Here is a 19,283-nt window from a genome sequence, read left to right as displayed (position 1 = left end):
CTAAAAATTGGCGAAGACTAGTTACCAACATTACGCGTCAGTACATAGCCGTTGATGGAAGCCACAGCACAATCTGTGGAAATGCTATTAACAAAGCGATCAAACCAAGCAGCATGACGATGTAGGGTATGACGCCTGAGAAAAGCTCCTCGACAGGCACATTGGCCACTTTCGCCACCACAAAGACGTTCATGCCGACCGGTGGTGTGACAATACCGATCTCAGCCAACAAAATAACGATCACACCGAACCAGATCGGATCGAACCCGAGCGAGACGACAACCGGAAGAACCACAGGAATGGTGAGAATCAGAATAGAGATCAGGTCTAGGAACAGCCCCAGCACCAGATAGAGGATCACCAGAAAGAACAAGATAAGGTATGGCGAAACATCCAGCAGTCCCACATAGTTGACTAAGTTTCGGGTGATGCCGGTCATGGTTATGAAGTAACCGAAAACATGTGCACAAACAACAATAAGGCCGATCATGGCAGAAATGCAGCACGTATTTATAACGGCATTTTTGAATGCTTCAGCATTGAGATTGCCTGATTTCAAAGCAAGCAAAAGTGCGCCTAGTGCACCCAAAGCCGAGGACTCAACGGGTGTGGCAATGCCAGTGTAGATTAATCCCGTAACAACACTGAACAGCATCAGAAAGGGGGTAGCTACCTTCAGTGCTGTCAGCTTTTCGCGGAAGCTATAGGTCTTATTATTAGAGGCTACTGGATTTCGGATGATCAGAATCTTGATGGTAATGGCGATAGTGAGCGTCACCAATATGCCAGGCACTATGCCAGCAATCAGAAGGTCACTGATGCTAACCCCGCTGAGCAGCCCATAGAAAATCAGTGCGACACTGGGAGGAATCAGCATGGCAATAGTGCCCGAAATAGCGGCAATACTGCCAGCCATTTTCGGAGAATACCCCTCAGCCTGCATGGCGGGCGTGCTGATTTTCCCCAGCGTGGCTGCAGCCGCTGTACTGGAGCCAGAAATTGCACCAAAAGCAGCACCTGTGACAACAGCAGCAATCCCCACGCCACCCTGTATCTTGTCTGTCCACTTGGCAATGGCGCTAAACAGGGAGCCGGTGATACCGCTGACCCCCATAAATTCCGACATGAGGATAAACATCGGAATGGTGAGCAGCTCGTAGGTCGTCAGAGCAGAGCCTGGCGAAGCCGATAGGATCCCCAGCAGGACATCTATCCCATTGGTTAGAAAAATGCCCAAAGCACCGGATATCGCAAGACTGATTGCAACCGGAATGCCTATTATCAAAAGAAAAAACAGAAAGAGAAAAGATAAAGCAATGACCATCACAGCTCGCCCCCTTTAGAAACATAGTTATTTATTGTTGTTATTAACAACCTGAACGAGAAAACAAAGGAGCCGATAGCGATAATAAATTCAGACGGCCAAACAACCCAGCTCACAACGCCATAAACGATCTCGTTCTCTTGCCAGGCACTGTATGCCCTTAAAGAATAGGTATAAGCAATATAGCTAAACATCAATGTGGCGATGAGGCCGAAGACCAAAAGGCAAAAGCTGGTAAACTTTAAAGGCAGCTTGCTTTTGAAATAATCAACCTTCAGGTGGCTTCCCGTTCTCAACGCATAAGAGAACGCCAGAAAATAAGACCCTGGAAGAAGGTACATGGTGATTAGGTTAAAAAACCAATTAAGCGGCGAGTTGAAGATATAACGCATTACGACATCGACAAACGTAATTGCCATGGCGCAAATAATCATAGATCCGGCAACAAAAATAAGAGCGTTTTCCAGGCATCTACAAACCTTATCCAACGCTCTTATCAGGCCGGGTTGTTCAATATGACCTGTCATGGTTCTGTGTTCCTGTAATGTCGCCATGATAAACCTCAGTGCGCCAATGTTAATAACGAGCCCTGTTTATGCGTTGCTAGCAGCCCGCTCAGCAAGTATGCGCTCAGCCTGCCGGGTACGCGCTACGAGCGCATCGGCAAACTTCACCTCATAAGTATGTAGTTCACACTCCAACTGCCTGGCACCCTCGACAGAAGTACTCATCAAATCATCACTCCCCAACAAGAATACCTTTGAATACTATTGGATACTATAGTACAGACCCTAGCTCATAGCGCTTCAATTATCACGACATACTTTGGTCGCAATGTATGTTCTGGTGACAATGGCAACGCACTGCTACAAGAGCATGGAGCGCTTCTGGTCTGCATCAGCATGACCACCAGTGTGACGGCGCTGGGGTAACCCCAACGACCTCGCCGGGCGCTAACTTTATAACGGGCGTACTATTCTATTACCGGTAGACGATGGCTATTCGTCACGTTGAGCCCAAATATCGAACACACAGGAGTACATGGTATGGATCTTGGAATCGCGGGACGCTGGGCCGTGGTATGCGCAGCGAGCAAAGGGTTGGGTCGAGGCTGCGCCGAAGCGCTGGCCAAAGAAGGCGTCAACCTGGCCATTAATTCACGCAATGCCGAGGTGCTAGAAAAGACTGCCGACGCGTTGCGGGCCCTTAATCCAGCCATCGAGGTTCGCCCTGTGGCTGGGGATATCGGGCGCGAGGAGGTACGCGAGGCGCTGCTGGCCGCCTGCCCGCAGATCGATATTCTGATCAACAATAACGGCGGGCCGCCGCCGGGTGATTTTCGCGACTGGAGTCGGGAGGCGTGGATACAGGCCGTGGATGCCAACATGATCACGCCTATTGAGCTGATCAAGGCCACGGTAGACCGTATGGCCGCCAACGGCTTTGGACGTGTGGTCAATATTACCTCGGGCGCGGTAAAAGCACCCATCGACATTCTCGGGTTATCCAACGGCGCGCGCAGTGGGCTAACCGGCTTCGTCGCGGGGCTTGCTCGCCAACCGCAACTCGCCTCGCACAACGTCACGATCAACAACCTACTGCCCGGCTCCTTTGATACCGACCGCCTGCGCGGCAACTTCAAAAATGTCGCCGAGAAGAGTCAGCAAACTATCGAACAGATACGCGAGCAGCGAGCCCAGGGCGTACCAGCCCGGCGATTCGGCACCGCCGAGGAATTCGGCGCCTTCTGCGCCTTTATGTGCAGCGAACATGCAGGTTATCTAACAGGGCAGAATATCCTGCTCGACGGCGGCGCCTACCCAGGAACCTTCTAATCGATTGAGGCGCGATTAACCGTTAGCCAGCGTAATGGCTAGCCTCCCCGAGTGCGCTGCTGGGCGGGCGCTGCACAGCAGTATTTCCCCCTCTGGCGCTGATATGCCATCTGGGTAGGTAACCTCCCCCTGCACCAGCGTGCAGGCGCACTCGCCACAGCTACCGCTGCGGCACCCATAGGCAGGTTGAAGCCCCGCTTTTTCAGCGGTTTCCAACAGGCTTTCACCCGGCTGCCAGTGGGCCACCGCGCTGGGGTTGGCAAAGCTGACTTCTACCGGTTGTTCGGCGGTGGGGGCTGTATATGTTTGCGCCAGCGCCGAGGGGCCAAACGCTTCTGTGTGTATCTGCGCGGGCATAAGTCCGAGCTCCAGCGCCTCCTGGTGGTAGCGCTCTACAAAGGCGGCGGGGCCGCATAGGTAGAGCTGTACTTCTGATAGCACCTGATCGGTAAACACCTGCCCCAGTGAAACCCGGCCTGCCATCCATCCATTGAGGGCAGTTGTAGTTCTGGTGACATGCCGCTGCAAACGCAGCCCTCGCGCCTCAAGGTCGAGTAGCTCTGCACCGAAAGGGGCTTCGGCCACATCGCGCACGCTCTGCACTAACGTTACCGGGCCACGGCCTGCCCCGGTCAATTCATGTGCCAGGCTCAATATGGGCGTAATACCGATACCGCCACCCAGCAGTACCCAGTGGGCACGCTCTGAGCCGCTAGCCTCTGCCGTGAATGACCCCATTGGCATACTCACAGCTAGTTCAGTACCCACCTGAAGCGCGCTGTGCACGTAGTGCGAGCCCTCACCATCGGCCTTAATACTGATGCGATAGCCGGCCTGCTGGCTGTCACCCGAAAGCGTATAGCTGCGTACCAGCGCCGTGCCATCCAGGCGCGGCACGTGTAACGTAATGAACTGGCCCGCGTTAAAGGGCGTCAGCGCCTTGTCTTGTCGGGCACTCTTCAAATAGAAAGAGCGGATCTCGGGTGTCTCCTGCACCACGGCGGCCACCTGAACACGCTGTTGAGAGGAAGGCGCAAGCACTTGCCAGGGCCCATGGGGCGCCGCCTCAACGGCCACTGCACTGGCATGGCTACGCCAGCGCAAGGCCCTTGGTCGCCAAACGATATGCCGTGGGGTTAGGCACCAGTAGCGTTCAGCGCCAGGATAACGCGCCCCAGCGGCCTCCTCGTCCACCAGCCGCGCTTCCCCGGTCAGATGCAGCACATTCCCGCTGGTGAAATCCGGTATCACCAGGGCCGCGCGTCCGCTGGCCAGCACGTTGCCCAAGGTGTTGAAGAATCGATTGCCTGCAAAATCAGGCAGAATCAGATCACTTCCCTGACGCCGAATGAACCCCGGTTGCCCTCCGCGATGAGAGGCATCCACCTGGGCGCCCTGGTCGGTATGCGCGTAACTACCCACGAAGGCGGTGATCGCCCGGTCGATATGTGCCAGCACCGGCTCTGGCAACTGGTCGAGGGTCGCGTCGCGCTTGGTTAGCACGGGGCCCGTCTGGGGCTGCACCGGCCTCATCGCCGACCAGTCGTGAATGTATTGGGGGCAATTACCGAAGGCGTGAGTCACTTCCAACTGCCATTGGCTTGCTGAGCCCCGCAATACACCGTTGACCCTGTTACGACGGCGCGTGTGCAGCTCAATGCCCAATAGGCCAATGCTGGTGCCGCTGTTAAGTAGCGGTGCAAGAGGGTCATCCACAGGCGGCGTTAATGCTAAATCGAGCCGTGACTCGTCCGGCGCATGAACAAACCCCGGCGCGCCCTCCAGCAGCGTGACCCAAGGCCAACCGTCATGATCCACCGCTGCTGCTGCCACAAAGGGCAACTGGGGAAAGAAGTGTTGCAGCTGCGGCGTTAGAAAGGGGCGCATCACCTTGCGGCCCACCTCCACCATCTGTTTTTCCACGCCGACCACGCGCTGCAAGGCAAGCTCGCCTTCATGCCATGGGCTGCTGGTGACGTCGTTATTCACCCTCGACTCCTCGCGAGCAGGTCGCCCGCACCGATTTGAAATGCTGCATCGGCTGGCCTAGCGCACCAGCCCCACCTTGGTCACCTTCATGGGTACAAACCCTTCCAGCGCCTCGATACGCTGCAGCCAGGTGCGGATATGCGGGTAGGGTTCCAGCGAGACATTCCCTTCAGGCGCATGGGCGATGTAGCTGTAGAGCGAAATCTCCGCCAGCGTGGCGTGCTCACCCGCCAGGAAGGGCTGATGCGCCAAGTGGGCATCGACAATCGCGAACAGCTCATGGGCATCGGCAATCAGCGGTTCAGGGTCGAAAGGGGCATTAAAGACCGTCACCAGCCTGGCCTTCATCGCGGAGTTCGCCAAAGGCCCTGCCGCCACGGACAGCCAGCGTTGCACTTGGGCTTGAATCAACGGGTCGTCCGGTAGCCAGCGACCAGCACCCTGCCCAGAACCATAGCGGCGTTCCAGATAGACCAGAATGGCATTGGAATCCGCCAGGATAACCCCTTGGTCATCGAGCACCGGCACCTGCGCGAAGGCGTTCAGGTTCAGGAAAGGCGACGCTTTGTGTTCGCCCGCGGCAAGATCGACATCGATAAAAGTGGCAGGCAAACCGAGCAGCGAAAGCATCAGCTCAATGCGATGGCAGTGGCCGGAAAGAGCGTGGCGGTAAACCTTGATAGCGTGTGGCATGTAATTATCTCCTTGAGTGAGCGCCTCGATAGATGAACGTCACAGGTGTTAAGCGACATCACCCATCCTGCGCCAAATCAAGGAGTGCAAGAATAGCGATACTGAACAATACAAAATTGCGCTGAATGAAATAATCAGCCGACCAACTGCGTTCGCAACCAGGGTGTTGCCAGTTCCAGGAAGGCCATAACGCTGGCAGGCGCCCGGATGCCAAGGGTATAGGTGAGCGCCAGAGGGTGTCCCGCAGGCCAAAGGGGTTCAGCAACGGGTTCAAGCAGCCCCTGCTCGCAGGCGCGACGCGCCTGCAGTTGGTAGCAACACACGACACCCGCACCTCCAATGGCAGCCCGCAGCGCAGCAGCACTGGTACTGATGGCAAGCCTGGGCTCAAAACGGAGCGGGTAGTCTTCAGCCAAGCGCCAGACAGGCGCTTGTCCTTCACTGGAGCAGTGAATAAGCGCATGACGGGCCAAGCCTTGCAGGCTACCGGGGCGCCCGGTCTTGTCCAAGTAACGGGGGCTAGCAAACAGACCAACGCGCAAATCACCCAGGGGCCTGGCATAAGCGGAGGCAGGCAGCGGCCCACGCATCAGACGTAGGTGCGCCGGTGCATCGCTTTCTATACGGATGGGATATTCATCAGCCAGCAGGCAGATCTTCAGCGCAGGATGCTGCTCTTGCAGCCGCAACACTAACGGCACCAGCAGTGGCTCCATCAACGCCTGGGGCGCCTGCAAACGTAGCGTGCCGTTGAGCTCGCGGTGCTCCTGGCGCGCACTGGTGTCGGCGTCGGAGACTGCGTGGATCAGCGTATCGGCGTAGGCGCGCAATCGCTCGCCCGCCGCCGTCAACGTGCTGCCTCTGGCAGAGGTAGTGACCAAAGCAACCCCCAGATGCTGCTCCTGAGCACGCAGCAGACGGTGGAGCTTCGCCGCCGACTGGCTGCACGCTTCAGCCGCGGCTTGCACGCTGCCGTGCCTGGCAACGGCGGAAAGCGCCTTTAAGGCCTCAAAGCGTAGCGGTGATTCAGGGGAGAGTGCCATGGTTAACTGCGGTAGGCGAGCGCCGGGTCGGCACGTAGCCGCTCGGCAAGAAAATCAACGAAGGTACGCACACTGGCGGCACGCCCACGGCCCGCTGTCACCCAGATATTGATGGGAATGGCCACTGGTTCGAAACGCGTTAACACGCGCCGTACTCGACCTTCGGCTTCACTGGCAGCCACCTGGTAAGACAGCAGCCGAGTAAGCCCGGCACCTGCCTCGACCGCCGTTAACGCCGCATGAATAGCGCTGATGCGCAGCCGTGGCGAGGGCGTTACTTCAATGCGTTTGCCCTCCTCCTCGAACCACCAGTGGCCGCTCAAGTTGCCGCCTTCGGCCACCACGGTAGGCAATGCTTCCAGTTCTTGCGGGTGCGTTGGCTCATTGTGCTCGGCCAGCCACGCGGGGCTTGCACAAACTACCTGCCGCACCTCACCGACTGGCACGGTCAAGTGCTGACAATCCTGGGGCACATGGCCGATGCGCACCGCCACATCGATGCCCTCCTCCTGCAGGTTGACCGGTCGATCGATCAGTTCAGCGCGCACCTGCACGTCAGGGTATTGCTCCAGATAATCGACGATCTGCGGGGTAACGAAGTACTCGCCGAACAGCACCGGCGCGGTCACCTGCAACAGGCCACGTGGGGTAAGGTAACTGCCGGTCGCAGCGGCCTCGGCCTCCACAAGCTGAGCAAGCACCTGCTGGGCATCCTCCAGATACCGGCGCCCCGCCTCCGTCACGCGCACCTGCCTTGTGGTGCGCTGTAACAAGGCAACGCCCAAGCGCGCCTCAAGCGCTGCCACCGCCCGGGTAACCCGAGGCGGCGACAGCGCAAGCTGCCGTGCGGCGTCCGCAAAGCTTTCCAGTTGCGCCACCGCTGCAAACACGCGCATCTCTTCGAATCTATCCAAGGCAGCTCCAGGAACAGGGTAAGCATCACTAACGGTATTCTATATACCCGCTAGGTTTATACCTACCAGGACTGTATACCCACCAGAGCTTTTTTATGCAGCTACGTCGCCGATGGTTTATTAGGCCTAGGCCTTTATTATCCGCCACTCGACAAACGATTTAATGCGTCTAGTTGTTCATCGTGCAAGCAAACTCAGTTGCTCGGACGCTGTTTGGTGGCATCCAATCCAGTTTTGCTCTCTGTGGTCAACTTGGTAATTTCTGCAGACTTAGCGATCGCACGATCAAAGACATCCTGCATGTTCGCCATCGCCTCTACCGATGTGCCTTCGAGGCCACCGTCTGCCGCCCACTCGAAATTCCAGACGCCAGAAAGGCCATCTTGACCCTGGACATCATGAGTCTCGATGGCCGTATAAACACTGGTGTGGCGCGTCATATAGGAGGCAGCTGCCGAAACTTCAGCAGGGACACTGCCTGACGAATTGTTGGCAAGCTGAGCGAGCTCATCGGCATTGATCGCCGACTTGCCCTGCTGCTTCAAATAATCCACTAGAACCTGACTGGATTTGGCAATATTCAACTGGTCGTCGAAGGATGAGGTGGAGGTTTTTTGAGTGGGGGCGTTTACGCTTGTAGGTGACACTGTAGTAGACATCGGATATCTCCCAAGCAGAGGTTTGGTTGGACAGCCTGTTTATTGTTGCTCGGTTTAATGTCATTCGTATGAATCATGTGGCATGGCAAACGATTGCAACCGAGTGATGGCTAAATCAGCTTGGCCGCCACCAGCATATCGGCGACCGCCTGAAAGGTACCATCAGGAACCGGATCGCCATTGCCAGCGCGTTTGGCGATGAGTTCGGCCAGCCTCGGGTCGGCGACTCTCGGGACTCGGCGAGGCGCAGCACTTGCCAACAAGCTAGCGGCCTGATCGGGTGAGGCCTTGCAGGTCACCAACGGCACTGGCGTTTCGCCGCGAATGTAGCGAATGCCGACCAGCCAACCGTCTGCGGTGCCGATCATCAGCGAGCTATACTGAACACCGATCTTGGCGTTCAGCTCATGCATTTCGCGCCGCTGTTTGCGGCGCGCCTGATTCATTGTCGGATCGCCTTCCTGATCCTTGCGCTCACGCTTCTGTTCGGTCTTTGTCATGCGCTGGTCGCGCTCGAATAGCCAGCGTTGGAGCAGCACATCGAAAGCACCAACCAGTAAGAAGGCAATCAGTGCAGTGATGACCAGCGGCTGGAGTAAGGCGAGAAAAGTACCTTGAACGCAGGGGTAGCCGCAGCGTGAGGACTCCATCAGCGACTGTAGGCCCAGGCGATAGACAATCACCAGCGCGACGGCCAATGCCACCATCTTGAACAGTGACTTAAGAAACTCGACCAGCCCGCGTACCGAAAAGATGCGCTTGACCCCCTGAACCGGATCAATATTCTCCGGCTTAGGCTGAACCGGTTCGGTGGAGAATACAAAACCCTGCAATACCACAATGTTGGTCAGCACGATCACCAACAGCGTTAGGCCGACCAGCGGCAGCACCGACAGCAGCAGTACTTCGCCTGCCTGGGTCATCAACTGCGGCCACAGCGTATCGAACGGCTCGGTATAGAGTCGTGCGGTTGAGTCGATCAACCCCTGCACACGAGCAATGATGTCATTCACGCTGATAGCGATATAAAGCGTGCAGGCCAACATCACCATCGCGGTGACCAGGTCAGCACTCTTGGCGACCTGGCCTTTCTTGCGCGCATCGCGAAGTTTTTTCGACGATGGCGGCAGCGATTTCTCTTCAGAGGGCTGTTGGCTCATGCCGCTGCTGTGACCCTATGAACCTACTGTCGAGCCTTTATCCATTTGCGTATCGAGATTGTTGCCATCACCTGCGTAATCTTCGTGCTCGAAATCGTCCCAGGTCGAGTCAGGTAGATGGCCTTCCTCTACGTAGAACTCATACTCGTCGCTGCGGTAGTCGAAAATGCTCTCGTCGTCCGGCGCATCGCGCTGACCGTAGCTCCGGACGTACGCTTCGAGAAACTCATAACGGGTCAGGCCGTCTTTGGTCAGTAGGCCATCCTCATCGAGCGACGAGAAAAGCTCCTTGAGGTCAGCCTTATGCCCCTCCAGCGCGTTGGTCCGCTTGATATCCTGGACAATAGTGAATGGCAGCGTCGCCACCGTCAGACCGGCGGATATCCAGAACAGCGGCCCGGTGACGGCACGGGCGACGGCAATGCCCTTGAGCGCCGCCAGCGATGACGCTCCACCGGCAAGGCCGAAGGCACCCGCCGCGACGGTGACGGCGCCCTGACCGATGGTAGCGCCGTCGCCACTGTCCACGCCGCGCTTGATCATCAGCCCGCCGAGGGCAATGTCCAGCGCACCAGTGGCGGAGTTGGCAGCGCCATCCAGCACACGCAGGAAAGAGCTGACGGTGCGGGTCGTCGTCGTGGCATCGGGCAGAGCCGGATTCTTGGCGTATCCGTTCTGGGCGCCCTCGACTATCTTCTTAGCGTCTTCATAGGAAATATCCAGCTTCTTGGCCAGTGCCTTCTGATCACCTACCGGGGCATCGTCGATGATCTGCTGGAAGTTCTCGCTGAAACGCTCCCAGGTGTGGGCATCAGGAGCGGGCGCCTTGCCCTTGACCTTGTCGTCGGCCCATATCTGCGGCAGCGTCTTGTCGAGCCCCAGCATGGTATTGACGTTGGTGCCCTTGGCCTTGTCCCAGATGTTGCTGCCGAGGTTGACGAAGTGCTGACTGGCACCCAGAAAGCTGATGAACTCCTTGGCCACGGCCATTCGCGCCTCGTGGCTGTCCGCCAGCTTGCTGGCGCCGCCTGCGAGCTGATAGATGCCCGAGGCGAGCGAGATCAGCCCGCCGGTCGTGCCCAACGCGCCGTTGCTGTTGAGCGTGCCAATCAGCGCCATCATGCCGCCGTTGGTCTGTTCGTTGAGCGCCTTGTAGACACCGTTCTTCAGCAGGCCATCGATGTCCGACTGGGTGATCGAACCATTTTTCTGGAAGCGATCCCCGAGCTCCTGCAGCGCCTTACCGAAGTTCTTAGCAGTTTGCTTATCGTCAAGAAACTCGTTAACAAACTTGTCGATCGTCTCCGCCGTGCGCCGCGGAATATCGACACCGGCACGCTTGAGCGCGGTCAATACCATCTTGACCACATCCTGCGTGGCCGTCGCGGTGTTGGCATCATTGATTTGATCAGGATTGGCAATCAGATCATCAAGATCGGTGATCATCGAGTCGAGCTGCAGGCTCTGGGCGAACTCGGCTGCCTTGTCACTCTCTTCCGTTGCCGGGAACATCGCCGAGAGTGCATTGTAGGTTCGCGAGATATCCTGCTCGGCGAGTTCCCCCTGACCGCTCTCGCGCAGGTCGTTGATGTAGTTGATGTACTCCTCGCTGAAGGCGGTCTCCTCCAGCTGCGAAGCGATCGCGTCCTTATTGGCGACTTTGTCGATCGCGTCTGCCTGGGTCGCCTGGTAATCCTCCTGCACCGCCTCGGAGGCGAATAGCTCGCCGAGGCTTTCATCGAGCTTCTCGCCGTCGATGATGGATGAGAGATCCTCGCCGGTGACGTTGTCAAGACTCAAGCCTTCCGACATATCGAGACCGACCAGATCCAGGCCGTTTTCAAGCGCGCCCTGGGCTCGCAGCGCACGGTAGAACTGGGCGCGCTCATCGTTTTTATCGATACTGCCGTCCTCTATCCCCGTCTTCCACTCTTCGATCAGGTTCTGCCAGGTCAGCTCGCTGACGGTCAGCTTGCGTGAGCTGTCGTCCGGATCTGTCTCGCTGGTTTCCATCGACTGAATATCGACATCGCTGAAGGCCGGTAGATCGTGATCGCGCCGGGCTGTGTCCAGCTCCGCATTGTCGGCGAGGCGCTGGGTGTTGGTCTCCCCACCGTGCCTCGACCAATAACCGTCGAAGATATTCTGAACCGCCTTGCCGTCGTCTCCGGCAGCGTGCCTGATCCGCTCGCGCAGGTCATCGTTAACCTGGGCAGTGGCGTCCTCGAGGGAGGCACCGTCGCTCATCTTGCTGTCGATCAGGTTCTGATAGAGCTGCGACAACGTTTCGGAGCTTTCGATATGCAGAATCTGGCGCGAACCCGTCAGCGTGCTGCCCGCCAAGCCAGAGGCCAGTGCGTTGAGGTTATCCTCATAACTCGGGTTATCCGTCACGGTGGTGTCGGCGAGAAAGTCGTCGTAGGCCTCGAAGCCAGCGGAGGTGGCAGCATCCTTGCCACCATGACGCTCCCAGTAACCATTGAGCACATCGAGCCCGTCCTTGCTGTCCTTATCGGCATCGGTCAGCGCGTTGCCGGTACGGTCAAAGAGGGCATCCTTGGCATCGTCGATGGCTGCCTGTAGATCCGGGGCATCGCCGCGCTCACGCTGCTGGTTAAGCTGGTACTCCACCAGTTGGCTGAACTGATCGCTGGCGTCTCCTGTCAGCGGTCGCACCTTGCGGTTGTCGATGTCGATGCCTTCAGCCATATCGCTGGCGAGCGAATTTAGAGTATCGTCGTAGGCGATGTCGTCTTCGTCGCGATTGGCCAGGTAAGTCTCTTCGGCCAACTCTTCAGTATCCTCTTCCCCGCCGTGACGTTTGAAGTAGCCATCGAAGACATTGACCACACTCTTGCCACCAGCGTTTTCGAGACGGTCGCGCAGCTCATCATTGACCTGACTCAACGCTTCCTCAGTAGTGGCGCCTTCGTCCAGCTTGCTCTTGATCAGATTCTTATAGAGCTGGGACAGTGTATCGGAGGAGTCAAGGTGCAGTATCTTGCGCTGATCGGTCAGCGTGCCGCCGGCCAACCCGGAAGCAAGAGCGTTGAGGTTATCTTCGTAGCTAGGGTTGTCGGTCAGCGTGGTATCGGCCAGAAAGTCATCATAGGCGTCATAGCCCGCGTTGATCGCAGCCTCTTCACCACCATGGCGCTTCCAGTAACCCTCGAAGACATCAAGGCCCTTGTCGGCGTTTCGATCTGCGTTGTCCAGGGCATGCCCGATGCGGTCAAACAGCGCGTCCTTGGCGCTGTCGATCGCCTTGGACAGATCAGCGCTTTTGCCATCGGCGCGCTGCGCATTGAGCTCGGCGGTGACCAGCGCCTCGAACTTATCCGCAGCGTCTCCCTTCAGGGCGGACACCTTGCGGTTGTCGATATCGATGCCATCCGCCATATCCACTGCCAGTGAATTCAGCGTGTCCTCATAATCCTGGCTGCCCGGCATCAACGGCGTTTTGCCCGCTTCCACAGTATCTTTGCCCGCTTCCGCCTTTTTTGCCAGGTCGAGGACAAAGCCAAAATTTCCAAAGGCGCTGGTCAACGGTGTTGCTTTGGGGTTGGTTTTTGGATCGACACGCATCGAATACTCCTCCACGGTTAGCGCAAGCTGATGGGGCAGGCAACGAGAAGCCCAATTTCACTGACGGAAAACCAGTCTGAAGAGACTGCGTGACACTCTAATGGCAACTTTGTGATGCTGCTTTGATACCCTCTTTTCAAAGTACCCCGCGTCCCCTGTTGTTACCGCGTTCCCACCATAGCGCCCAATATGGCTTCCAGGCGTTCCATATAGAGATTGGCGGCATCGAGGTGCTCCAGCATAAAGGGGATCAGAAAAATGACGTAGACCAGCATTAAGAATGCAAACAACAGGTTCTTGATAGGGAGTGACAGGTCAAAGACGTGTAGGTTGGGCGCCATACGCGCGAGGTAGGCGAGCATCAAATCTGCGACCAGAAGCGCGATGACCAGCGGCGCTATCATCAACACACCAATCTGCATCACCTGGTCGAGCAGGCCAAGTAGCGCCATCGCCGATGCTTTGGTCATCAGTGGCGTGAAATTCACCGCCGGCCACAACGAGTAGCTGCGATAAAAGCCATCAAGTAGCAGCATGAAGCCGCCGGTAATGAAGAACAGCGCTAGCAAAGTCACGGTCAGCAACGTTGCGGTAACGCCGGATTCAGTCGAGCCCATGGGATCGAGTATCTGCGCCATGGTTGAGCCGCGCTGTAAATCGATCAGTTCGCCAGCTACTTCCGCGGCCCAGAACGGAACACCAAAGACCAGCCCGATGACGACGCCAATCAGCAACTCCTTGATGACCATGCCGGTAAGGGTGAAGCTTGATAGCTGTTCAGCATTCACCATGGCATCGAATAACGGCACCATCAGCGGAATCGAGATCGTCACCGCCACTGCCGAACGGATCATGCCGGTCAGCCCCAGGCGATTAAACGCTGGCGTGACCAGCACCATGCCTAGCGCCCGTGCCACGCCGACCGCTGCCGCCGCGATCATTGGATAGGCGAAATCGGTTAGGAAGCGGGCGAAGTCGTCGTAATGCATAAGCGACGCCGGCCCGGCTCAACGAGACCAGGCTGGAAAGTTGTTCAACACCTGATCGGTGATGTTGACGACGGGCCCGGCCAGTAGCGGCCCGGCGATGATCAGCACCAGCAGTACGGCAACCAGCTTGACGGCTTGCGGCAGTGTCTGATCCTGAATCTGCGTCAACGCCTGCAGTAGACCGACCCCGAACCCGACCATAATCGCCACCAGTAGCGCCGGCGCCGACACCAGTAGCGCCGTCCACAGCGCGTTCTGCATCAGTGAGAGAAAGATATCGTCGTTCATCTCAGCCTCCACCATAGCTAAGAATCAAGCCGTGCATTAGCCGTGACCAGCCGTCCACGGCAACGAACAGAAATATCTTGAGAGGAGTTGATATTAACGTGGGTGAGACCATCATCATGCCCATTGCCATCAGCACATTGGAGACGATCAAGTCGATCACCAGAAACGGGATATAGAGCAAAAAACCGATCTCGAAAGCACGGGTCAACTCCGAGCTCACGAAGGCAGGAATAAGCACCACTAAGTCGTCGTCCTGAAGGTCGCTGCGGGCTTCCTCCGACCATAGCGTACGGGTCGCATCAATGAAAAAAGCCCGCTCGCGTTCGCTGGCATAGCGAGAAAGGTAATCCTGCAAGGGCCCACGCAGCGCCTCGCCGGTTTGTTTGATCTCCTCGACACTGCCCATCCCTGCGGGTCGCTGCTCGAACTGATGAAGCATATCGCCGACCAGCGGCGTGGTGATGTAGACGGTAAGAATCAAGGCAATGCCATAGAGCACCAGGCTAGGCGGCGTCTGCTGCACGCCGAGGGCGTTACGGATCAAGAACAGCACCACGGCAATTTTGAGAAAGCCCGTCATGGTCACCACCGCCAATGGCACCAGGCCGATGGTCGCAACGACAATGATGATGGCGATCAAGTTAGGCTGAAATTCACTCATCCCCGGCGTGCCCTTCATCGAGCGCGAGCCTCTCGATCTGCACCCCGATGCTGTCACCGATCATCACCAGGCGGCCATGCCCCATGCAGCGGCCGTTGACGATTAGGTCAACCGCCTGCTCAGGTCGACGCTGCATCGGCAGTACGCTGCCTTCGCCCAACGCGCGCAGCTCGCCGAGCGACATCTCCAGTTTGCCCATTTCACAAGTCAGGCGGACGGGCAGATCATCCAGGTTTGGGTTATCCACGGGGGGTTCGCTCATGAGGTTCTCGAATGGTGGGTTCGACGCTTGGGAAGAGGTAAGAGAGGTCAGCGGGCCTTTAAGGCACACGCTATCGGCGCTTAAGCTGACGCCGACGCTAAACCGGTCGCCAACGTTCAACGTTGCGCCATTGGGATCGTCGCTAGTGGCGAATGACTCGAGCATAACCACATCGCCTGGGCGAAGGCTGCGCCACTCCCCCAGGGTCAATGTCTGGGCTCCGGCCATTAGGCTCAACATCACCATTACGCTGCTCGCCATCGCGGGCTGCGTGGGGAAATAGCGATCAAACAGGGGCAGCAAGTGTTTGGCAGTAGCGGCCGAGAGCCCCACACGCAGCGGATGAACATCGCCGTCGAGCTCGAAGGCCAGAGTGATGTGGATCGGGTTTGCCGTTCGCCCATGCAGGTCGGCGGGCTGCACACGGATATCGACACCCAGTGTCGCCTCCAGCGGTTCAAGCCACGCCAACCACACCGCCTCCAGCCACATCGCGGCCAGCTCCGCATCGACGTCCTCCATAGAGCGCCTGCGATCAGGGTGCTCACTGAGATGGTCGAATGTCCGCCAACTGGCGCTCAAGGCCAGTTGCTCGTTGCCGAGGCATACCGCGACGGTCATGTCAGCGGTGACCTCCGCCGCTTCCGGCATCAGGTACAAGCTGGCAGAACGCCCATGCCAACCGAAAGTCAGCGGCTGTCGAGAACGATGCAGCGCGTTATGCAGGGTTAGCGTTTCGGCATCATAGTGCGTCAGGGTTAGCGGCACTGGCGTCACTTCCGCGCGAACGGTTGAGCTGAAGGCAGTCATACTTCACCTGCCCGGCCGATCCGGCTCTCTTCCATCTCCAGTTCGGCCAGATGCTCGGCCTTGACCGCCCGCGCCTGCCCCTGACAAGTCTGGAGTTGCTCCAGCGCACGCTGGGCGCGTAACCGGTACGCCCATTCCGTAGCGCGGTATTCGCGCTCTCGCTCAGCGGCCCGCTGGGTCTGGATGCTGCTTGCCTGCTGCTCAAGCAATGCCTCCTGGTGGGCGGCATCGTCGGCAAGTGTTTGCTGCCAACCGGCCAGATCCTCGGCGTTCAGCGGTCGTTGTTCACCCTGTTCGAACAGCGCCTGCTCGCGCTGAACTGCTTGGTATTGGTGGTGCTCCAGGGCCTGCCCGAGTGTCTGGCAGTGAGCCTCGAACTCCCGACAGTTGCGTTGCTCTGCCGCCAGGGCTTCCTCGGCGAGACGCGTACGCTGGCGCCGAAGCTGCATCAGCCGGTCAAGCTGACGTTGCGACGTCATTGGACGACCTCCCTTAACTGTTTCAAGGTGTCTTCAAAGGCGCTGTGGTCGTCACGGGATTGGCGTAGGAACGCCTCAACCTCAGCACGTTTATGAATCGCCTCATCCGTGGCGGCGTCGCTACCTTCCCGGTACTCGCCCACTTGCAGTAGCAGCTCGACATCGCGATAACGCGCCATCAACTCACGCATTTTGCCGGCATCACGGCGATGCTCGGCGTTGGCAACGTTTTCCATCAAGCGGCTGCGGCTGGCGAGGATATCAATGGCTGGAAAGTGGTCACGGCGGGCGAGATCGGCGCTCAGAACGATGTGACCGTCAAGAATGGCCCGGGCCTCCTCGGCCACCGGATCCAGCATGCCATCGCCCTCGGTCAATACCGTATAGATTGCCGTAATGGTGCCTCCCGACGCGCCACCGGGCCCGGCGCGTTCGAGTAAACGGGGCAGCGCCGCAAACAGTGAAGGCGGGTAACCACGACGCGTCGGCGGTTCACCGGCAGCCAGTCCGATCTCGCGCTGGGCGCGGGCGAAGCGGGTAAGACTGTCGACCAACAACAGCACATCGCGCCCCTGATCACGGAAATACTCCGCCACGCTGGTCGCCACCATGGCAGCACGGGCGCGCTCGATCGCCGGTCGATCAGACGTGGACACGACGCATACCGTGCGCTGGCGCGCGTCGGCACCCAGCTGCACATCAAGCAACTCGCGGACTTCCCGACCGCGCTCGCCCACCAGCCCCAGTACCACGATCTCTGCACTACTGCCACGGACGATGGCCGAAAGTAGTGATGACTTACCGACGCCGGCTTCGCCAAACAGTCCGACGCGCTGGCCGCGGGCAACGGTATTGAGACCATCGATAGCACGTACCCCGAGTGCCAGCGGCTGCTCAATCAACTGGCGGGACAGCGGCGCGGGGGGCTCGGCATGGACGGGGTAATGGCGCAGTGAGCCGGGCGCTGGTGCAGCGCGACCATCAAGCCAGTCGCCGAGCGGACTGATGACGCGACCGAGCAGGGCATCACCCACGGCCACACCCTGGGCACTGCCAGTGGCAATTACTTCACTGCGGGTCGACAACCCCTGGAGCTCGCCAATCGGCGAGAGCACGACGTTCTCCTCTTCGAAGCCGATCACCTCCGCGGCGACACGGCGACCGCTGACGGGATCGCGCAGGTAGCAAAGCTCGCCAATGCCAGCACCTTCGAGGCTAGCGTAAACCAACAAACCGCGAATGCGGCGTACCCGGCCATTGACGGGGCGAGTTTGGGCTAGGGCAAAACGTTCGCCGAGCCGCGGCAGCAGATCCCCGAACGCATTCGCGCTCATGCACCCTCCCAATCATCCCGCAAGGCACGCCGCAGTGCCTTGAGCTGCGCTTCCAGGCCGATGTCCATAACCGCGATGGGGCTCACCAGCAAACACTGACCTGGCGCCAATTGAGCGTCGGCCTCGACCTGATAGTCAGTCGTCGCGGGCGAATACGCGGCGAGAGACTCGGCGACTCGCGCCTCTAGCGGCGGTGCAACACGAATACGGATAAGGTGTTCATGGCGCCACTCGCTCAGGGCATGGCGTACGCAGCGAGTGATGAGTTCTACATCGTCGAACTCGCCGAGAATACGCCGTACCAGAGTCAGCGACAGTTCGGCTAGCTCGGGGCCGAGCCCGTCGAGATAACGTTTGACGTCACGCTGGGTGCTGGCCAGCAGCTCAGCGGCGCGGGCTTCACCATCGCGGCGACCGGCTTCGAAGCCTTCGGCATGGCCCTCTTCGCGGGCACGAAGAATGAGGGTTTCTTGTTCATCGGCTCGCTGACGCGCCCGCTCGAGAAAAGCGTAGCCATCGACCCAAGCGTTGGCCTCCTCTGCGCGCAGGATGATCTTCCCAGGGCGGGGTGGCAGTGAACTCATATCCCTGCTCGCTCTTCATCGTCGGCTTGGAAGAGGCCGTGTGTAGCGGCCAAGCGGGCAATATCAACAGCAGCGGCGTCCGCCACGATCGTTTCAGGCAACTCGAACTGGTCAGCCCAACCCAACCTTAGCCAGTCTCGAAGTTCCACCGTTTGCGCTTGCCACCATCGCTCCAGGCAGCGTCGACCATCGTTCTCGACGGCGGCCTCCAGCGCGTCGAGATCATCCTCAGCGCAGGCTTCGGTACTGGCGTGGTCACGGTGGGTAAGCGCCAGGGAATAGAGCTCAGCGCCGAAACGCTGTTTGAGTGCCGCAACTCGCGGTGCATGAATTTCGCGTACAAAGGCATTGGCGTGAATGATCACTCCAGCGGCACGGGCGCAGGCGGTAAAATCATCGCTGTCCAGTTGGCATAGCACCTGGTCGGCGGCATCCATTAGCGGCTGTTCCGCGATAGAGGTGAGTTGATGACGGCGCTGCAGGCGGGCAAGCAAGCGCTGGCGAAAGCGCGGCTGAGTGCACCAACGGCGCAGCACCGCGTCGGCGGCAATGCCGTCCAGGCAGTCAACCCAGTGGTCGAGAGCAACCCGTACCGGTGGTTCGATATCAGTCTCGATATCAGAGCCCGGTGCGGTCGATTCGCTAGCACGTTTAGAGGCACTATTCATGGAGCT

Annotated in this window: 19 protein-coding genes; 1 reads left to right on the top strand and 18 read right to left on the bottom strand. The window is 58.4% G+C overall.

Going from position 1 to position 19,283, the window contains the following annotated elements; translation table 11 throughout:
* Window positions 1-37: 37 nt before the first annotated feature.
* Genes ACW17M_RS14460 through ACW17M_RS14450 form a run of 3 tightly spaced genes read right to left on the bottom strand, consistent with a single transcriptional unit; the run spans window position 38 to window position 2,055 of the window.
* Window positions 38-1,324: a TRAP transporter large permease gene (locus ACW17M_RS14460; RefSeq protein ID WP_041159080.1), complete on the bottom strand. Its 1,287-nt coding sequence runs from the start codon at window positions 1,322-1,324 to the stop codon at window positions 38-40.
* A complete protein-coding gene (locus tag ACW17M_RS14455; RefSeq protein ID WP_082116840.1) occupies window positions 1,324-1,878 on the bottom strand; it encodes a TRAP transporter small permease in 555 nt (184 codons plus the stop codon). Before ACW17M_RS14455 ends, ACW17M_RS14460 begins: the two co-directional genes overlap by 1 nt.
* 39 nt (window positions 1,879-1,917) lie before the next feature.
* Window positions 1,918-2,055, bottom strand: a complete 138-nt coding sequence (locus ACW17M_RS14450) for a hypothetical protein (RefSeq protein ID WP_161575223.1) — start codon at window positions 2,053-2,055, stop codon at window positions 1,918-1,920.
* A gap of 315 nt (window positions 2,056-2,370) precedes the next feature.
* Between ACW17M_RS14450 and ACW17M_RS14445 the strand changes: the two genes are divergently transcribed.
* Window positions 2,371-3,159: an SDR family oxidoreductase gene (locus tag ACW17M_RS14445; protein WP_041159081.1), complete on the top strand. Its 789-nt coding sequence runs from the start codon at window positions 2,371-2,373 to the stop codon at window positions 3,157-3,159.
* Between the two features lie 15 nt (window positions 3,160-3,174).
* Here the strand turns inward: ACW17M_RS14445 and ACW17M_RS14440 are convergent, their stop codons facing one another.
* The 15 genes from ACW17M_RS14440 to ACW17M_RS14370 form a co-directional block, all read right to left on the bottom strand.
* On the bottom strand, window positions 3,175-5,148 hold the full coding sequence (locus ACW17M_RS14440; RefSeq protein WP_041159082.1) for a 2Fe-2S iron-sulfur cluster-binding protein: 1,974 nt from the start codon (window positions 5,146-5,148) through the stop codon (window positions 3,175-3,177).
* A 57-nt stretch (window positions 5,149-5,205) separates the two neighbouring features.
* A complete protein-coding gene (locus tag ACW17M_RS14435) occupies window positions 5,206-5,841 on the bottom strand; it encodes a glutathione S-transferase family protein (protein ID WP_027958369.1) in 636 nt (211 codons plus the stop codon).
* A gap of 134 nt (window positions 5,842-5,975) precedes the next feature.
* Entirely contained in the window at window positions 5,976-6,884 is a 909-nt protein-coding gene (locus ACW17M_RS14430) for a LysR family transcriptional regulator (RefSeq protein ID WP_009286083.1), read from the bottom strand.
* 2 nt (window positions 6,885-6,886) lie between these two features.
* A complete protein-coding gene (locus tag ACW17M_RS14425; RefSeq protein ID WP_009286084.1) occupies window positions 6,887-7,798 on the bottom strand; it encodes a LysR family transcriptional regulator in 912 nt (303 codons plus the stop codon).
* 194 nt (window positions 7,799-7,992) lie between these two features.
* Window positions 7,993-8,457, bottom strand: coding sequence for a hypothetical protein (locus ACW17M_RS14420; RefSeq protein WP_027958370.1), 465 nt, complete (start codon window positions 8,455-8,457; stop codon window positions 7,993-7,995).
* 110 nt (window positions 8,458-8,567) lie between these two features.
* A complete protein-coding gene (locus ACW17M_RS14415) occupies window positions 8,568-9,617 on the bottom strand; it encodes an EscU/YscU/HrcU family type III secretion system export apparatus switch protein (protein ID WP_009286085.1) in 1,050 nt (349 codons plus the stop codon).
* A gap of 15 nt (window positions 9,618-9,632) precedes the next feature.
* Window positions 9,633-13,202, bottom strand: a complete 3,570-nt coding sequence (locus tag ACW17M_RS14410; RefSeq protein ID WP_141440459.1) for a hypothetical protein — start codon at window positions 13,200-13,202, stop codon at window positions 9,633-9,635.
* Window positions 13,203-13,363: 161 nt separating this feature from the next.
* The gene (gene sctT / locus ACW17M_RS14405) at window positions 13,364-14,191 is read right to left on the bottom strand and encodes a type III secretion system export apparatus subunit SctT (RefSeq protein WP_009286087.1); all 828 of its coding nucleotides are present in this window, start codon (window positions 14,189-14,191) and stop codon (window positions 13,364-13,366) included.
* Between the two features lie 18 nt (window positions 14,192-14,209).
* The gene (locus ACW17M_RS14400; protein WP_027958373.1) at window positions 14,210-14,479 is read right to left on the bottom strand and encodes an EscS/YscS/HrcS family type III secretion system export apparatus protein; all 270 of its coding nucleotides are present in this window, start codon (window positions 14,477-14,479) and stop codon (window positions 14,210-14,212) included.
* A 1-nt stretch (window position 14,480) separates the two neighbouring features.
* Window positions 14,481-15,140, bottom strand: a complete 660-nt coding sequence (gene sctR, locus ACW17M_RS14395; RefSeq protein ID WP_457547682.1) for a type III secretion system export apparatus subunit SctR — start codon at window positions 15,138-15,140, stop codon at window positions 14,481-14,483.
* Window positions 15,133-16,212, bottom strand: a complete 1,080-nt coding sequence (gene sctQ, locus ACW17M_RS14390) for a type III secretion system cytoplasmic ring protein SctQ (protein ID WP_027958375.1) — start codon at window positions 16,210-16,212, stop codon at window positions 15,133-15,135. The genes sctR and sctQ overlap by 8 nt, the downstream gene beginning before the upstream one ends.
* On the bottom strand, window positions 16,209-16,691 hold the full coding sequence (locus ACW17M_RS14385) for a hypothetical protein (RefSeq protein WP_041159088.1): 483 nt from the start codon (window positions 16,689-16,691) through the stop codon (window positions 16,209-16,211). The genes sctQ and ACW17M_RS14385 overlap by 4 nt, the downstream gene beginning before the upstream one ends.
* Window positions 16,688-18,025, bottom strand: a complete 1,338-nt coding sequence (locus tag ACW17M_RS14380) for a FliI/YscN family ATPase (protein WP_027958377.1) — start codon at window positions 18,023-18,025, stop codon at window positions 16,688-16,690. The genes ACW17M_RS14385 and ACW17M_RS14380 overlap by 4 nt, the downstream gene beginning before the upstream one ends.
* The gene (gene sctL, locus ACW17M_RS14375) at window positions 18,022-18,609 is read right to left on the bottom strand and encodes a type III secretion system stator protein SctL (RefSeq protein WP_457547681.1); all 588 of its coding nucleotides are present in this window, start codon (window positions 18,607-18,609) and stop codon (window positions 18,022-18,024) included. Before sctL ends, ACW17M_RS14380 begins: the two co-directional genes overlap by 4 nt.
* Window positions 18,606-19,277 carry a hypothetical protein gene (locus ACW17M_RS14370; protein WP_041159089.1) on the bottom strand — a complete coding sequence of 224 codons (672 nt, stop codon included), beginning with the start codon at window positions 19,275-19,277 and terminating at the stop codon, window positions 18,606-18,608. The genes sctL and ACW17M_RS14370 overlap by 4 nt, the downstream gene beginning before the upstream one ends.
* Window positions 19,278-19,283 lie beyond the last annotated feature (6 nt).

This window comes from Vreelandella sp. 2A-K22 (genome assembly GCF_054065485.1).
Note: the sequence above shows the minus strand (reverse complement) of the source record. Positions and strands in the feature narration are given on the sequence as shown.

Coding starts and splice junctions, on each gene's coding strand:
- ACW17M_RS14460 (WP_041159080.1), bottom strand. CDS start 1,324: ATGGTCATTGCTTTATCTTTTCTCTTTCTGTTTTTTCTTTTGATAATA.
- ACW17M_RS14455 (WP_082116840.1), bottom strand. CDS start 1,878: ATGGCGACATTACAGGAACACAGAACCATGACAGGTCATATTGAACAA.
- ACW17M_RS14450 (WP_161575223.1), bottom strand. CDS start 2,055: ATGAGTACTTCTGTCGAGGGTGCCAGGCAGTTGGAGTGTGAACTACAT.
- ACW17M_RS14445 (WP_041159081.1), top strand. CDS start 2,371: ATGGATCTTGGAATCGCGGGACGCTGGGCCGTGGTATGCGCAGCGAGC.
- ACW17M_RS14435 (WP_027958369.1), bottom strand. CDS start 5,841: ATGCCACACGCTATCAAGGTTTACCGCCACGCTCTTTCCGGCCACTGC.
- ACW17M_RS14430 (WP_009286083.1), bottom strand. CDS start 6,884: ATGGCACTCTCCCCTGAATCACCGCTACGCTTTGAGGCCTTAAAGGCG.
- ACW17M_RS14420 (WP_027958370.1), bottom strand. CDS start 8,457: ATGTCTACTACAGTGTCACCTACAAGCGTAAACGCCCCCACTCAAAAA.
- ACW17M_RS14415 (WP_009286085.1), bottom strand. CDS start 9,617: ATGAGCCAACAGCCCTCTGAAGAGAAATCGCTGCCGCCATCGTCGAAA.
- ACW17M_RS14410 (WP_141440459.1), bottom strand. CDS start 13,202: ATGCGTGTCGATCCAAAAACCAACCCCAAAGCAACACCGTTGACCAGC.
- sctT (WP_009286087.1), bottom strand. CDS start 14,191: ATGCATTACGACGACTTCGCCCGCTTCCTAACCGATTTCGCCTATCCA.
- ACW17M_RS14400 (WP_027958373.1), bottom strand. CDS start 14,479: ATGAACGACGATATCTTTCTCTCACTGATGCAGAACGCGCTGTGGACG.
- sctR (WP_457547682.1), bottom strand. CDS start 15,140: ATGAGTGAATTTCAGCCTAACTTGATCGCCATCATCATTGTCGTTGCG.
- sctQ (WP_027958375.1), bottom strand. CDS start 16,212: ATGACTGCCTTCAGCTCAACCGTTCGCGCGGAAGTGACGCCAGTGCCG.
- ACW17M_RS14385 (WP_041159088.1), bottom strand. CDS start 16,691: ATGACGTCGCAACGTCAGCTTGACCGGCTGATGCAGCTTCGGCGCCAG.
- ACW17M_RS14380 (WP_027958377.1), bottom strand. CDS start 18,025: ATGAGCGCGAATGCGTTCGGGGATCTGCTGCCGCGGCTCGGCGAACGT.
- sctL (WP_457547681.1), bottom strand. CDS start 18,609: ATGAGTTCACTGCCACCCCGCCCTGGGAAGATCATCCTGCGCGCAGAG.
- ACW17M_RS14370 (WP_041159089.1), bottom strand. CDS start 19,277: ATGAATAGTGCCTCTAAACGTGCTAGCGAATCGACCGCACCGGGCTCT.